This is a genomic window from Micromonospora sp. WMMD987 (assembly GCF_029581435.1).
In the GTDB taxonomy this organism is placed as follows: domain Bacteria; phylum Actinomycetota; class Actinomycetes; order Mycobacteriales; family Micromonosporaceae; genus Micromonospora; species Micromonospora rifamycinica.
Map to the genome: position 1 here is coordinate 1,032,792 of NZ_CP120861.1, position 12,997 is coordinate 1,045,788.

Annotated in this window: 14 protein-coding genes; 8 read left to right on the plus strand and 6 right to left on the minus strand. The window is 73.0% G+C overall.

Going from position 1 to position 12,997, the window contains the following annotated elements:
- Window positions 1-322: 322 nt before the first annotated feature.
- Both O7612_RS04525 and O7612_RS04530 read left to right on the plus strand, forming a co-directional pair.
- Window positions 323-949, plus strand: a complete 627-nt coding sequence (locus tag O7612_RS04525; RefSeq protein ID WP_282270751.1) for a response regulator transcription factor — start codon at window positions 323-325, stop codon at window positions 947-949.
- Between the two features lie 19 nt (window positions 950-968).
- Complete coding sequence (locus O7612_RS04530) at window positions 969-1,517, plus strand: hypothetical protein (protein ID WP_282270753.1); 549 nt, start codon at window positions 969-971, stop codon at window positions 1,515-1,517.
- A gap of 107 nt (window positions 1,518-1,624) precedes the next feature.
- Here the strand turns inward: O7612_RS04530 and O7612_RS04535 are convergent, their stop codons facing one another.
- The gene (locus tag O7612_RS04535; protein ID WP_282270754.1) at window positions 1,625-2,221 is read right to left on the minus strand and encodes an ATP-dependent Clp protease proteolytic subunit; all 597 of its coding nucleotides are present in this window, start codon (window positions 2,219-2,221) and stop codon (window positions 1,625-1,627) included.
- Between the two features lie 135 nt (window positions 2,222-2,356).
- Window positions 2,357-2,983 (minus strand): helix-turn-helix transcriptional regulator, encoded by a 627-nt coding sequence (locus tag O7612_RS04540; RefSeq protein ID WP_282270755.1) that lies wholly within the window; start codon window positions 2,981-2,983, stop codon window positions 2,357-2,359.
- A 215-nt stretch (window positions 2,984-3,198) separates the two neighbouring features.
- Between O7612_RS04540 and O7612_RS04545 the strand changes: the two genes are divergently transcribed.
- Window positions 3,199-4,215 carry a potassium channel family protein gene (locus O7612_RS04545; RefSeq protein WP_282270758.1) on the plus strand — a complete coding sequence of 339 codons (1,017 nt, stop codon included), beginning with the start codon at window positions 3,199-3,201 and terminating at the stop codon, window positions 4,213-4,215.
- Window positions 4,216-4,299: 84 nt separating this feature from the next.
- Here O7612_RS04545 and O7612_RS04550 read toward each other — a convergent pair whose 3' ends face one another.
- The 3 genes from O7612_RS04550 to O7612_RS04560 form a co-directional block, all read right to left on the minus strand.
- Window positions 4,300-5,334, minus strand: a complete 1,035-nt coding sequence (locus O7612_RS04550) for a 2-oxoacid:ferredoxin oxidoreductase subunit beta (RefSeq protein ID WP_282270759.1) — start codon at window positions 5,332-5,334, stop codon at window positions 4,300-4,302.
- Window positions 5,327-7,174: a 2-oxoacid:acceptor oxidoreductase subunit alpha gene (locus O7612_RS04555; RefSeq protein WP_282270761.1), complete on the minus strand. Its 1,848-nt coding sequence runs from the start codon at window positions 7,172-7,174 to the stop codon at window positions 5,327-5,329. The genes O7612_RS04550 and O7612_RS04555 overlap by 8 nt, the downstream gene beginning before the upstream one ends.
- Before the next feature lie 258 nt (window positions 7,175-7,432).
- The gene (locus O7612_RS04560) at window positions 7,433-8,848 is read right to left on the minus strand and encodes a hypothetical protein (protein ID WP_282270763.1); all 1,416 of its coding nucleotides are present in this window, start codon (window positions 8,846-8,848) and stop codon (window positions 7,433-7,435) included.
- Window positions 8,849-8,992: 144 nt separating this feature from the next.
- Between O7612_RS04560 and ndhC the strand changes: the two genes are divergently transcribed.
- Window positions 8,993-9,370 carry an NADH-quinone oxidoreductase subunit A gene (gene ndhC / locus O7612_RS04565; RefSeq protein ID WP_282270765.1) on the plus strand — a complete coding sequence of 126 codons (378 nt, stop codon included), beginning with the start codon at window positions 8,993-8,995 and terminating at the stop codon, window positions 9,368-9,370.
- 21 nt (window positions 9,371-9,391) lie between these two features.
- On the opposite strand, the gene folP is transcribed toward ndhC, so the two are convergent.
- Window positions 9,392-10,261 carry a dihydropteroate synthase gene (gene folP / locus O7612_RS04570; protein ID WP_282270769.1) on the minus strand — a complete coding sequence of 290 codons (870 nt, stop codon included), beginning with the start codon at window positions 10,259-10,261 and terminating at the stop codon, window positions 9,392-9,394.
- 219 nt (window positions 10,262-10,480) lie between these two features.
- Here folP and O7612_RS04575 point away from each other — a divergent pair, with 219 nt between their 5' ends.
- The 4 genes from O7612_RS04575 (at window position 10,481) to O7612_RS04590 (ending at window position 12,990) form a co-directional block, all read left to right on the plus strand.
- The gene (locus O7612_RS04575; protein WP_282270771.1) at window positions 10,481-11,116 is read left to right on the plus strand and encodes a DivIVA domain-containing protein; all 636 of its coding nucleotides are present in this window, start codon (window positions 10,481-10,483) and stop codon (window positions 11,114-11,116) included.
- Window positions 11,113-11,634, plus strand: a complete 522-nt coding sequence (locus O7612_RS04580) for an SRPBCC family protein (RefSeq protein ID WP_282270773.1) — start codon at window positions 11,113-11,115, stop codon at window positions 11,632-11,634. Before O7612_RS04575 ends, O7612_RS04580 begins: the two co-directional genes overlap by 4 nt.
- A 178-nt stretch (window positions 11,635-11,812) precedes the next feature.
- A complete protein-coding gene (locus O7612_RS04585; protein WP_282270775.1) occupies window positions 11,813-12,409 on the plus strand; it encodes a DNA-3-methyladenine glycosylase I in 597 nt (198 codons plus the stop codon).
- Complete coding sequence (locus O7612_RS04590) at window positions 12,406-12,990, plus strand: hypothetical protein (protein ID WP_282270777.1); 585 nt, start codon at window positions 12,406-12,408, stop codon at window positions 12,988-12,990. The genes O7612_RS04585 and O7612_RS04590 overlap by 4 nt, the downstream gene beginning before the upstream one ends.
- The last annotated feature ends 7 nt before the right edge of the window (window positions 12,991-12,997 follow it).

The window sequence follows — 12,997 nt, forward strand, 5'->3', positions numbered from 1 at the left end:
GGGCAACGGTTCTGCCGGTTCTGCCGGTGCTCCGCCAGCTCACTTTCGGACATTCGTATATTTGGGCAGCTCAAAACGTTGTCGCGTGGCAAGGGCGTCGATGTGGCGGCGTCCAGTCGGCCTCCAGTGCGCGGCCGGCCGCCCTCTCTACCGTGGACCACGGACACCGCCACCACCCGTTGGCCGGTGTCCACTCGGCGAAGCGACTCCCACCCGGTCACGGAACCGTTCGGCACCGGCCTCCGGACCACCGATCTGTCCCCCTGCTGAACGGCAGCCTGGCAGTTGCCGCTCTCATCAGCCCGGAAGCTAAGGAACCGCCATGAACGGACGTGCCCGGACCTACATCCGTACCCCCGACCCGATCTCCACCGCCGGGATCACCGCGGCGCTGCGCGGCCGGGCCGAGATCGAGGTCGTCCCCGCCCAGATGATCACCGCCGAGACCGTCGGTGTGGTCGCCGCCGACACCCTCGACCACGAGACGCTCGACGTGCTCAGGGCCGTCCGTCGGTTGGGCTGCCGGCGTTTCGTGCTGGTCGCCGCCGTCGAGTCGGACTCGGCGCTGATCCCCGCGGTGGAACTCGGGGTACGCGCCCTCGCCTCCCGCGCCGAGGCCACCGGTCACCGGCTCGCCCAGCTCGTGGTCAGCACCGCCTCCGGTGGCGCGGCGATGCCCCCGGAGGTGCTCGGGCTGCTGGTCAAGCAGGTGACCCGGCTCCAGCAGACGGTGCTCGCCCCGCGCGGCATCGACGTCAACGGGCTCTCGGTCCGGGAGAGCGAGATCCTCCGGCTGGTGGCCGACGGGATGGACACCCGGGAGGTGGCGACCCGGCTGAGCTACTCGGAGCGGACCGTCAAGAACGTGCTGCACGACATCACCAGCCGGTTCCAGCTCCGCAACCGTACGCACGCGGTAGCCTACGCGGTCCGCGAGGGGCTGATCTGAGGCGACGAGGAGGACCGACGTGCCGCACACGCGCGCCGACGGGCCACGGGTGACCCGGGACGACCTGGGCGCCTGGCTGATCAAGGGCAACGCGGACCTGGTCGACCTCGCCGGGCGCTTCGCCCGTGACCCCCGGGTGACGAGCTGGTGCGTCCGCCCCGGCTACCGTGCCCGGCTGATGGCCGCCGGGCAGCCCGTGGTCTTCTGGGCCAGCGGCAGCCGGGGGCGGTTGCCGTACGGCGTGTGGGGGGTCGGGCTGCTCACCGGTGAGCCGACGCCCGGCGCGGACGTCCGGGCACCCTGGACGGTGCCGCTGGACCTGACGGTCCTGCCCGAGGCGGACCGGCTGCCCCGGGACCTGCTGCGGGCCGATCCCCGGCTGGCCGGGCTGGAGGTGTTCCGCCAGCCACAGGCGGCCAACCCGTCGTACCTGACCCGGGCGCAGTTCACCGCCCTCGCCGACCACCTGCCCGGCGCGGCGGCGGGGGGACACCACCGGCCGTCCCCGCGGAACCGGCCCGAGGTCGGTGCGGAGCCGGGCGCTACCAGCGCACCGGCAGCCTGGTGACGACCGCGCCGACCTCCCGCTGACCGGTGGGCGTACCGCCGCCGGCAGCCGCCAGGTCCGCCGCCGCCGGCAGCCGCGCCAGGTCCGCCGTCGCCGGCAGCCGGCGGTCAGCCGGGAAGCTGGTCGACCCGGGTGAGCACCTGGTCGATCAGGCCGTACTCCCGGGCCTGCTCGGCGGTGAACCACCGGTCCCGGTCCCAGTCGGTCTGGATCTCGTCGAGGCCGCGCCCGCTGTGTTCGGCGATCAGCTCCTGCATGGTCCGCTTCACGTGCAGCATGTTCTCCGCCTGGATGGTGATGTCGGCGGCGGTGCCGCCCATCCCCCCGGACGGCTGGTGCATCATGATCCGCGCGTGCGGCAGGGCGAACCGCTTGCCCGCGGCTCCCGCGCAGAGCAGGAACTGCCCCATCGATCCGGCGAACCCCAGGGCCAGGGTGGCCACGTCGTTGCGGACGTACCGCATGGTGTCGTAGACGGCCATGCCGGCGCTGACCGAGCCACCCGGCGAGTTGATGTAGAGGTAGATGTCCCGCTGGCTGTCCTCGGCGGCCAGCAGCAGGATCTGCGCGCAGATCTGGTTGGCCGAGGCGTCGGTGACCTCGGTACCCAGGAAGATGATCCGTTCCCGTAGCAGCCGCTCGAAGACCTGGTCGCCGAAGGCCGGCTGACCGCCGTCCAGCATCCGCACGTCGTACCCGATCATGATGACCACCCTCCGCGTTGCCGGTGGGCGACCTCGCTCCGCCCGGGGACCGGCGGGTCCAGCCTGCGCCGTCGGGCGGCCGGCACCCCAGCCTTTCTGCCCCCGGCAGATCCGCCCTCGGCAGAACCGGCCGGGCTAGCCGACGAGTGTCCGCCGCCGGCCCGCGCCGGCCCGTCGTCGCGCCGGCACCCCGGCGGTACGCGCGCAGCGGCGGCCGGCGGACACGACGGCGACCACCCGGACGGGCACGGCGACGGTCGTCACCCGGAACCCGGCCCCCGACCTGCCGACGGTCGCCATCGCGGCCCCGGCGGTGGTGGTCAACCCGGCTCCGCCGACGGTGACCGTCCCGGCTCCGCCGACGGTGGTCAGCCCGGACCCGGCGACGGTGACCATGCCGGACCCGGCGACGGTGACCACGCCGGACCCGGCGAGGGTCGTCATCGCGGAGCCGGTCCGGCCCTGGCGGGCGGCCGGTACCCGGTCCAGCCGGGCGAGGCCCCCGCCCGGGGGCACGGGAACCCGGCGCTCGACCCGGCGCAACTCGTCGCGGGCCTCTTCGAGCAGGTCGGACAGGTTGATGCCGAGCGCCCGGCAGATCGCCGCCAGCACCTCGGAGGAGGCCTCCTTGCGCCCGCGCTCGACCTCGGAGAGGTAGGGCAGGGACACCCCGGCGGCGGCGGCCACCTCGCGCAGCGTGCGGCGCTGACGCAGCCGTACCCGACGCAGCACCCCGCCGATCACCCGACGCAGCAGCGACATGCGGGCCTCCTCGTGGCCGGTGTCCGGAACCCTCCCCATCATGCCCTGTCGGCGGCCCCGGTAGCCGACCCGGCGGGGCCACACCGTCACTTCGTGCGCGGTGCCCGGGTGACGGGACGCTCACCGGTGGTGCGGTCGACGACCCGGCGGGTCGACCTGCCTGGTAACCGCTATGTTGTGCTCGTGCAGGCGACCCGGGGGGAGCAGGACCGACGGTGATCCATTTCCCGGCGCAGCGGCGGGGTCCGCTCAGCGCGTTGAGTCTCCGCCTGGCCGCCGCCCTCGGTCTGGTCCTGCTCACCGTCGCGGTGGTCTATCTGGACCGCGACGGCTACCGCGACGTGGACGAGAACGGGCTGACCCTGCTCGACTGCTTCTACTACGCGGTGGTCACCCTCTCCACCACCGGGTACGGCGACATCACCCCGTTCGAGCAGTCGGCCCGGCTGGTGAACGTCCTGTTCATCACCCCGGCCCGGGTGATCTTCCTGATCATCCTGGTCGGCACCACCCTGGAAGTCCTGACCGAGCAGTACCGGACCGGCCGTCGGCTGGGGCGGTGGAGGAGAACCGTGAAGGACCACGTCATCATCTGCGGCTACGGCACCAAGGGCCGCAGCGCGGTCTCCGCCCTGCTGGAGAACGGGCTGGACAAGTCCAGGATCGTGGTGGTGGAGCGCAGCGGCACCGCGCTGCGGCAGGCCACCTCGGCCGGACTGGTCGCCATCGAGGGTTCCGCGACCCGCTCCTCGGTGCTGGAGGAGGCGCACGTCCGCAACGCCAAGGCCGTCATCATCGCCACCGACAGCGATGACGCCTCGGTGCTGGTGGCGCTGACCACCCGGCAGCTCACCGCCGGTCAGGTACGGATCATCGCAGCGGTCCGGGAGGCCGAGAACGCCCCGCTGCTGCGGCAGAGCGGCGCGCACCACGTGATCGTGTCCTCGGCGACCGCCGGCCGGCTGCTCGGCCTGTCCACCTCGGCTCCGCCGCTGATCGACGTGGTGGAGGACCTGCTCACCCCCGGGCAGGGCATGGCGCTGGCGATGCGTTCCGCCGAGCGGCACGAGGTCGGCAAGTCCCCCCGCGAGCTGGAGTCCCTGGTCATCGCCCTGGTACGCCGCGGCAAGGTGGTCACCCTGGCGGACCGGGCCGGTGCGGTGATCGAGACCGGCGACATGCTCGTGCACGTCCGCGACGACCGGCCCACCGCCAACACCACCCCCTCCTGACTCCTGACACCGGGTAGCCGCCGCAGCGGCGAGTGGCCGGCCCCCTGGGTGGGGGAACGGCCACTTCGACGTGTCGACGGGCGACTAGCTGATGGTCCAGGTGTCGCCGGTGTGGAGGAGGTTGGTGAGTTGTTGTTCGGGGGTGTGGGTGGTGGTGTTTTTGGCGGTGGTGGTTTGTTGTTGGACGAGGTTGTCGTAGGTGGGGCGGGTGATGTGGCGGAAGATGCCGATGGGGGTGTTGTGGTGGTTGGGGGTGGGGAGTCGGGAGAGGGCGAAGGCGTAGGAGGGGTCGGTGATGGTGGTGTCGTGGGTGACGATGTTGTGGGGTGGGGTGGTGGCGGTGTCGTGGATTTCGAGGCTGAAGGTGTGGGGTGGGTGGGTGACGCAGTGTTGGTGGTTGGGGCCGAAGGTGATGGGTTGGCCGTGTTCGAGGGGGATGAGGTGGTGGTCGCGGGTGTCGGGGTTTTTGAGGGGGTCGAAGGCGCCGTCGTTGAAGATGTTGCAGTTTTGGTAGATCTCGACGAAGGCGGAGCCGTGGTGTTGGGCGGCGGCGCGGAGGACGGTTTGGAGGTGTTTGCGGTCGGAGTCGATGGTGCGGGCGACGAAGGTGGCTTCGGCGCCGAGGGCGAGGGAGAGGGGGTTGAAGGGGGCGTCGGCGCTGCCGGTGGGGGTGGATTTGGTGATTTTGCCGGTTTCGCTGGTGGGGGAGTATTGGCCTTTGGTGAGGCCGTAGATGCGGTTGTTGAAGAGCAGGATTTTGAGGTTGATGTTGCGGCGGAGGGCGTGGATGAGGTGGTTGCCGCCGATGGACAGGGCGTCGCCGTCGCCGGTGACGACCCAGATGGACAGGTCGGGGCGGGTGACGGCGAGGCCGGTGGCGATGGCGGGGGCGCGGCCGTGGATGGAGTGCATCCCGTAGGTGTTCATGTAGTAGGGGAAGCGGGATGAGCAGCCGATGCCGGAGATGAAGACGGTGTTTTCGCGGGGGATGTTGAGTTCGGGCATGAATTGTTGGATGGCGGCGAGGATGGCGTAGTCGCCGCAGCCGGGGCACCAGCGGACTTCCTGGTCGGATTTGAAGTCTTTGCCGGTGAGTTTGATCGGGGTGGGTTCAGGCATTTTTGCAGACCTCTTCCAGGATCGTCTCCAGTTCGGCGGCGGTGAAGGGTAGGCCGCGGACCTGGTTGTAGGCGATCGCGTCGATCAGGTAGCGGGCGCGGATGACCTGGGCGAGTTGGCCGAGGTTCATCTCCGGGATGACGACCCGGTCGTAGGCGTGTAGGACGTCACCGAGGTTGGCGGGTAGGGGGTTGAGGTGGCGCAGGTGGGCTTGGGCGATGGGCAGGCCGCGGTGGCGTAGTCCGCGGCAGGCGGCGCCGATGGGGCCGTAGGTGGAGCCCCAGCCGAGGACGAGGACGCGGGCGGTGCCGTCGGGGTCGTCGACGGTGATGTCGGGGACGTCGATGGCGTCGATGCGGGCGGCGCGGGTGCGGACCATGAAGTCGTGGTTGGCGGGGTCGTAGGAGATGTCGCCGGTCTTGTCGGCTTTCTCCAGGCCGCCGATGCGGTGTTGCAGGCCGGGGGTGCCGGGCACGGCCCAGGGGCGGGCCAGGGTGTCGGGGTCACGCAGGTAGGGCAGGAACGTGACGCCGTCGTCGTGGTTGGGGGCGGCGGCGAAGTCGACCCGGAGGTCGGGCAGGTCGGCGACGTCGGGGAGCAGCCACGGTTCGGAGCCGTTGGCGACGTAGTTGTCCGACAGCAGGATCACCGGGGTGCGGTAGGTCACCGCGATACGGGCGGCTTCGAGGGCGGCGTGGAAACAGTCCGACGGGGACTTCGCGGCGATGACCGCGAGCGGGGCCTCCCCGTGACGGCCGTGCAGGGCGATGTTCAGGTCCGCCTGTTCGGTTTTCGTGGGCAGCCCTGTCGACGGGCCGGCGCGTTGCACGTCCACGATGACCAGGGGCAACTCCAGAGCGACGGCCAGGGAGATCGTCTCGGATTTCAACGCCACACCCGGGCCGCTGGTCGTGGTGACCCCGAGCGCGCCGCCGTAGGAGGCGCCCAGGGCGGCGCCGGCCGCGGCGATCTCGTCTTCGGCCTGCATGGTGACCACACCGAGGCTCTTGTGTTTCGACAACTCGTGCAGGATGTCCGACGCCGGGGTGATCGGGTACGCGCCGAGGAACACCGGCAGGCCCGACCGCACGCCGGCGGCGACCAGACCCAACGACAGGGCGGCGTTACCGGTGATGTTGCGGTAGGTGCCCGGTGGCATCGGCGCGGGTTTCACCTCGTAGCGCACCGCGAACGAGTCGGTGGTCTCCCCGTAGTTCCAGCCCGCCCGAAACGCCGCGACGTTCGCCGCGACGAGGTCCGGACGCCGGGCGAACTTCTTCTCCAGGAACCGTAACGTCGAGTCGTACGGGCGGGAGTACATCCACGACAACAACCCCAACGCGAACATGTTCTTCGCCCGCTCGGCGTCCTTCTTCGCCACGTTCAACGCCGCCAGGGCACCCACCGTCATCGACGTCAACGCCACCGGATGCACCACGAACCCGGCCAGCGAGTCATCCTCCAGCGGGCTGACCGTGTACCCGACCTTGACCAGGTTCCGCTTCGTGAACTCATCGGTGTTCACGATGATGTCCGCACCCCGACGCAGATCAGCCAGGTTCGCCTTCAACGCCGCCGGGTTCATCGCGACCAACACGTTCGGCGCGTCACCCGGGGTCAAAATATCGTAATCCGCGAAATGAACCTGGAAACTCGACACCCCCGGCAACGTCCCCGCCGGCGCCCGGATCTCCGCCGGGAAATTCGGCAACGTCGAAATATCATTACCCAACTGCGCCGTCTCCGAGGTGAACCTGTCCCCCGTCAACTGCATCCCATCACCCGAGTCACCCGCAAAACGGATCACCACCCGGTCCAACTGACGGATCTGCTTGGTCACGTCTGCACCTCGCTTCGCTCGGCCCCGCCGCGCGCGTGGCTGCACATGATGGTGACCCCGGTTTGCTCGGCCACGCGACCTCCCTGGTGCGCCGCTGCGCCCGGTCCGCCCGTGGGCTGTCCCGGCCCGCTGTCGTCTCTCGCTCCGAGCCTACGTCCCGGTGTTAGGGCAACCTTGGTGGAGGTCCGACACCTGGGAAGCTGGCCGGTGGCATTTGTGGGATTATACGGCGTTTTGGGATGCCGGCCGTAACTGAGATCACCGCCCGTCCCGGTAGCCGCCGGCCCCCTCGTCCGCCGCCCGTTCGGCCACCCGCCGCCGCAGCGAGCCGGTGGCCAGCACGAGGGCCAGCGCCACCAGCAGGACGGAGGTCACGATCAGCGCCAGCGCGGTACGCCGGGCGGGGGACGTCCCGCCGAGGTCGGCGGCCACGCCCTGCGCCGCGATCAGCCCCTGCGAGCCGGTCGGCGCGGGGACGCCCGCCACCGGGGCGGCCAGCGCGGCGGCGGCGGTGATCCGGAAGCTCATCTGGAGCTGACGGGCCGGTCCGCCCGCCGGTTCCAGCCGCCCGGTCAACGCACCGGCCAGCGGGGCCGCGCGCTGGGCGTCCGGGGTGGCGGCGACGGTGAACCGGAGCGTCGCCGTCCGCCCCGCCGCCAGTACGCCCAGGTCGCACCGGGTCCGGGTGGGCGACACCGGCGCGCAGCCGGGCGGTCCGCTGAGCACGCTGACGCCCGCCGGCAGCGCCACCTCGACCCGCCCGCCGGCGGCCACCGTGCCGGTGTTGCCCAGGCGGGCCGCCAGCGCGGTGGGTCCGCCGCCGATGTCGAAGACCACCTCGTCGGCGTCCAGCGCGATGCCGGGCACCGGCGGGCCGGGCGGGAGGAGGACCGCGAAGCCCTCGTCGTCCCGTGCGGTGTCGCCGTCGCCCGGCCCGGTCGCGGTGACCCGTACCGTGCCGCTCAGCGGGAGCTGTCGCCAGGCGGTGCCGCTGACCCGTACCCGGATCAGGCTGTCGAACCGGTCGCCCGGCGCGGTGCTCCACTCGCCGCAGTGCCAACCGGTCCCGCCGGTCGCCGCGCAACCCGGCGTGCCGGCGTCGGTGAGCCCGACCGGCAGCGTGTACGCCAGCCGCACCCGCTCCGGCACGGCACCGGTGTTGGTGACGGTGACCCGCAGGGTGGTGACCGTGCTCGGGGCGTCCCAGTACCGGCTGTCGAGGATGACGTCCCCGGTGGTGACCCGGACCCCGACCCGGCCGGCCCCCGGCTGGTGGGGGTTCGGCGCGCGGGGCGGCGCGGACCTGCTGGGCGGCGGCTTCGTAGCCGGTGTGGCGGTGACCGTGGGGGCCGGTGCGGTGGTCCCCGGCGCCGGGCCGGTCGGCTCCGGCGCGGTGCCGGTCGGTTCCGGGCCGGGCGGCAGCGTCGGCGGCACGGCGGTCGGGGTCGGCGCGGCCGTCGTCGGCTCGCCCGGGGGCGCGGTCCCCTCCGGGGGTTCGCCGCCGGGGGTGGGCCGGCCGGCGACCGTGCGGTCCGCGCCGGTCGCGGCCGTGGCCGGGCCCGGTGACATCCCGAGCGTGACCGCCAGGCCGACCGTCAGCACCGCCCCGAGGACCAGAGCCGGGGTACGCCGGGCGGGGAACCGCCGTACGGCACGCGCGTCCCTGCCGGGCATCTGACCTCCGTGACTCGGGGTGCCGTTCATTATTCGGTAACAGTTGCCCTGTGGCACCAGTACCTGCGGAAAAGAAACGGTGACGTGTCCGCGCGCCCCGGCACGGCGTCCGGACCGGCCCGACGCCCGGTAGGCTGGCCCACCGTGACCGGTTACCTGGGCTCGTACGCGACGCTCGGGCTGTTGCTGCTCGCCGCCGCCCTCTTCTTCGTTACGGCGTTCTCCGCCAACCGGGTGTTACGTCCCCGTCGGCCCGCCGATCCGGCCGGCAAGCGGACCGGTTACGAATGCGGCCTCGACCCGGTCGGCGGCGACTGGGCGCAGATGCAGATCCGTTACTACGTGTACGCGTACCTGTACGTCCTGTTCGCCGTCGAGGCGGTCTTCCTCTTTCCCTGGGCGCTGGTCTTCGACCGGCCCGGGTTCGGCGCGGTGACGGTCGCCGAGATGGGTGTCTTCGTGGCGGTGGTCGCGCTCGGCATCCTCTACGCCTGGCGCAAGCGCGTCCTGCACTGGACCTGACCGCCGCACCCGTGCGGTTGCTCAGGCCAGGCCGCGGCGGGTGGCGGCCGGGGGCCGGTCGCCCCGGATCGAGGCCACCATGTCGAGCACCCGGCGGGTCGGGAGCACCTGGTGGGCGCGGAACACCCGGGCACCGAGCCAGGCCGACACCGCCGTCGCCGCCAGGGTGCCCTCCAGCCGTTCCGGCACCGGCAGGTCCAGCGTCTCGCCGACGAAGTCCTTGTTCGACAACGCCACCAGCAGCGGCCAGCCGGTGCCGGACAACTCGTCCAACCGGCGGGTGATCTCCAACGAGTGCCGGGTGTTCTTGCCGAAGTCGTGCGCGGGGTCGATCAGGATGCCGTCGGGTCGTACCCCCAGGGCCACCGCGCGCTCGGCGAGCCCGGTGACCGTGGCGACCACGTCGGCGACCACGTCGGTGAAGGCCGCCCGGTGCGGCCGGGTCCGGGGGGCGAGCCCGCCGGCGTGCGAGCAGACCAGCCCCGCGCCGGTCTCGGCGGCCACCCGGGCGAGCGCCGGATCGGCCCCCGACCAGGTGTCGTTGAGCAGGTCCGCACCGGCCGCCACCGCCTCGACCGCCACCTCGGCCCGCCAGGTGTCGATCGAGATGACCACCTCGGGGAAGGCGGCCCGGACGGCGGCGATGGTGTCCACCGTCCGGCGGATCTCCTCGGCCACGTCGACCTCGTCGCCCGGCCCGGCCTTCACCCCGCCGATGTCGATGATCTCCGCGCCCTCGGCGACCGCCCGCTCCACCGCCCGCAACGCGCTGTCCTGCGCGAAGGTGGCACCCCGGTCGAAGAACGAGTCCGGCGTCCGGTTGACGATCGCCATTACCACCGGCTCGCCCGGGGCGAACGTCCGCCCCCCGAGCCGCAGCGCCCCGCCCAATTCCGCCTCCCGCAGGTCACCGGCCGGACGACCCGACCGGTGCCGACGCTATCCGGTCGCCGCCCCCGCCCCGGGGCCGGTGCGGTTCGGCGGCCCCGCCCCGGGGCCGGTGCGGTTCGGTGGCCCCGCCCCGGCCCCGGACGGGTACGGCGCAAAGATCGGCGACGATGATGGTGGTTGGGGTCGCTCCGGAGGGTCTCCCCGTGCCACGATCTCCTCATGGGTCAGACTCTGCTCATTGTGGTCGTCGCGTTGACCGTGGCGGCGGTCGTGTTCGGCGTGACGGTGCTGATCTCGGGCCGGGACGGGCTGACGCCCGTCGAGCCCGACGGCCGGGCCGTCCCGTTGCCCGGTGGCCGGCCGTTGCGTGAGTCGGACGTCTCCGCGCTCCGCTTCGATACCGCCCTGCGCGGCTACCGGATGGCGCAGGTCGACCAGGCCTTCCGACGGGCCGCCTACGACATCGGCTACAAGACCGAGCTGATCGGGGTGCTGGAGGCCGAGATCGCCGCGCTCCGCGACGGGCGTACCGCCGAGGCCGACGCGCTGCGTCGTACCCGGGAGGAGTCCACCGGCGCTCCGGCCGACGACGCCCCGGCCACGCCCGCCGCCGACGCCGCCGCGCCGGAGGCCCCGACCGTCGAGGTCGGTCCGGTGGAGCCCGCCGGTACGCCGGACCCGGTGGCCCGGACCGTCCGCGCGGCGGCGACCGGGTCGACCGCGGAACTGCCCGCCCCGGCCACCGCGCCGGGCGACGACCACCCCGCCGCCGGCCGGGCCGACGCGGAGCGGGCGGCGGCCGACGCCGCCGAGGACCGCCCCGGCGGTACGGCCGTCCGGTCGGAGCCGGTGTGACCGGTACCGACCCGGCCGGCGGAGGGCTGGCCGACGAGGCCGCCCAGCCCGGCGCCGGTGAGTTCACCGCCACCGTGATCGTCGATGCCCCCGCCGCGCGGGTCTTCGCCGCGCTGACCGACTGGGAGGGGCAGTCCGACTGGATTCCGCTGACCCGGGTCCGGGTGGTCGAGGGCGACGGCGGGGAGGGCAGCGTCATCGAGGCGGTCACCGCGCTCGGTCCGGCGGTGCTGCGCGACGAGATGCGGGTGGTCCGGGTCGACGCGCCGTACGAGGTGGGGGTGGTCCACTTCGGCAAGCTGCTGCGCGGCCCCGGCGTGCTGCGCTGCACCCCGTTGGCGGACGACCGCACCCAGGTGGTCTGGCACGAGTGGTTCCACCTTCCCGGCGGGTCGGCCGGGCGGGTCGCCTGGCCGCTGCTCTGGCCGGGTTCCAAGGCCAGCCTGACGCTGGCCCTCAGGCGCTTCGCCCGGCTGGTCGAGTCCGGCCGGCTGCCCCGCCCGACCCCCCACCACTGACCCGACCGGCCGCCGACGCGCCCGACCTCCACCACTGCCCCGCCCGCCTGGCCGCCGCCCGCCTGGCCGCCGCCCGCCTGGCCGCCGGCGTCGACCCGACCGGCCGCGCCGCTGCGGTGCGCACCTCTCGACCGGTGCCCGGCGCGGGGTGTCAGTCCCCTGGCCTAGCGTGTACCGGGTGACTGACCTGGTGACCGGCCCCGACGGCCTGCCCCGCTGCGCCTGGGGGGCGAGCACCCCGGACTACGCGATCTACCACGACACCGAGTGGGGCCGCCCGCTGCGCGGCGACGACGCCCTCTACGAACGGCTCACCCTGGAGGCGTTCCAGTCCGGGCTGTCCTGGCTGACCATCCTGCGCAAACGCGAGGCGTTCCGGCTCGCCTTCGCCGGCTTCCGGATCGAGCGGGTCGCCGCCTTCGACGACACGGACGTGACCCGGCTGCTCGCCGACGCGGGAATCGTCCGCAACCGGGCCAAGATCGAGGCGGCCATCGCCAACGCCCGCGCCGCGCTGGCCCTGCCCGACGGCCTCTCCGCGCTGCTCTGGTCGTACGCGCCGCCGCCCCGGGCGGCCCGGCCCGGGTCGTTCGCCGAGGTGCCGGCGTCGACCCCCGAATCGGTCGCCCTGGCCAAGGCGCTCAAGAAGCAGGGCTTCCGCTTCGTCGGCCCCACCACGGCGTACGCGCTGATGCAGGCCACCGGCATGGTCGACGACCATCTCGCGGGCTGCCACGCCGGCGCCCCCGTGGCCCGTGATGGGATGGGGGCATGACCGTGACCGACCACCGCAGCACCGACCCGATCGACGTCGACGGCGGGCGGGGCGACGACGCCTGGGCGGTGCTGCTTCCGGCCGGGCGGTACGACGCCGAACGTCTGGTCCACCACGACACCCTGGAGCTGCCCGCCCCGGCCGGTGCGCCCGCCCCCCGCCCGGGTGACCCGGTCGCGGTGCTGGCCGACGAGCCGCCCCGGCTGGTGGCGCTCGGCCGGGTCGCCCGGCACGACGGCCCGACGGTGCTGGTGACGTACACCCGGCGGTCGTTCGACGCTCCGGTGCCGGTGGACCGGGTCGCGGTCGCCGGTTCGGTCACCGCGCTCGACCCCGGCACCTACCGCGAGCTGGTCGACCGGCTCGGCCCGCCGCCGCCGCTGCGTACCTGGCTGGTCAGCCTCGACCTGCCGATCGAGGCCGAGTCGCGGGCCGAGGCGGTCCGGCTCTTCTGGTCGTACGTGCGGGAGCTGGGTCCGGCCGAGCTGCCCGCGTTCGTCTCGCCCAGCGGCGACGAGCTGGCCATGCAGGCGTTCGTGCTGGGCGCCGAGGCCAACCAGGACCCGGAGGAGGACGACTAGCCGCCCG

Coding starts and splice junctions, on each gene's coding strand:
- O7612_RS04525 (WP_282270751.1), top strand. CDS start 323: ATGAACGGACGTGCCCGGACCTACATCCGTACCCCCGACCCGATCTCC.
- O7612_RS04535 (WP_282270754.1), bottom strand. CDS start 2,221: ATGATCGGGTACGACGTGCGGATGCTGGACGGCGGTCAGCCGGCCTTC.
- O7612_RS04540 (WP_282270755.1), bottom strand. CDS start 2,983: ATGTCGCTGCTGCGTCGGGTGATCGGCGGGGTGCTGCGTCGGGTACGG.
- O7612_RS04550 (WP_282270759.1), bottom strand. CDS start 5,334: ATGCCTGAACCCACCCCGATCAAACTCACCGGCAAAGACTTCAAATCC.
- O7612_RS04560 (WP_282270763.1), bottom strand. CDS start 8,848: ATGCCCGGCAGGGACGCGCGTGCCGTACGGCGGTTCCCCGCCCGGCGT.
- O7612_RS04575 (WP_282270771.1), top strand. CDS start 10,481: ATGGGTCAGACTCTGCTCATTGTGGTCGTCGCGTTGACCGTGGCGGCG.
- O7612_RS04590 (WP_282270777.1), top strand. CDS start 12,406: ATGACCGTGACCGACCACCGCAGCACCGACCCGATCGACGTCGACGGC.